We start from the raw sequence: 651 nt of genomic DNA on the forward strand, positions 1-651 counted from the left end.
TCTGCCCCAAATTGTCTGGCAGAGAGGATTGGCGTTGCGTAAAAAAAGCAAAAAAAGCCTTCAATATTGCGACAATATCTATCACATCAACTCGATCAATCAATTCAATAGATTCATGTGACATATCAGCCAAAAGTGCTGTGATGCCTTCTGTTGCCTCACTTGTGAACAAAACTTGAGAAAGCTTCGTGATAAGCACATCATTGCTCAAAGTTGTTTTTTGCTCTCCAAACTCAGGAAGCAGCAGCTCTGTCAATTGTGGTCCAATGAGCACCGCTAATTGCTTGGCATGCTTAAAAGTGGGGCGATAAAAGGTCAGTTTCTTGCAGAGAGATTCTTTGCCTCCTTTATCCTGATAAGGAAGCGGAACCTGCAACTCTACATCAATGCTGGTTTGTAAACTTGTCATGATCAATTCCTATAAATGAGAACCCTATCAATAATGAGAGCTTATAAGTTGAGAATAGAGCGGCGGCGAGAACCGATCTCTTGCCCGTTGCGCACAAGCCAGCCACCCCGTTTAAAGGAAAAGCGATGCAAAACAGAACCATCCCAAAATTCCGTATAATCCCAAATATTTTTGATCTCGCAATCATAGCCTGTCGCTTTTCCAGCCGTTAAGCCTTCGCTATCGACTTTGACCAACCGCCC

At 43.3% G+C, this 651-nt stretch carries 1 protein-coding gene and 1 pseudogene; both read right to left on the reverse strand.

All coding sequences use genetic code 11. The features are described 5' to 3' along the window. On the reverse strand, nt 1–409 hold a 409-nt coding region (locus tag ACFINA_RS09745), incomplete at its 3' end, for a hypothetical protein (RefSeq protein WP_375615538.1). 41 nt (nt 410–450) lie between these two features. Next, a pseudogene (locus tag ACFINA_RS09750) lies at nt 451–651 on the reverse strand (phage tail protein); the annotation flags it as partial.

The organism is Bartonella sp. AC10YNML (assembly GCF_042196825.1).
Classification (GTDB): Bacteria; Pseudomonadota; Alphaproteobacteria; order Rhizobiales; family Rhizobiaceae; genus Bartonella.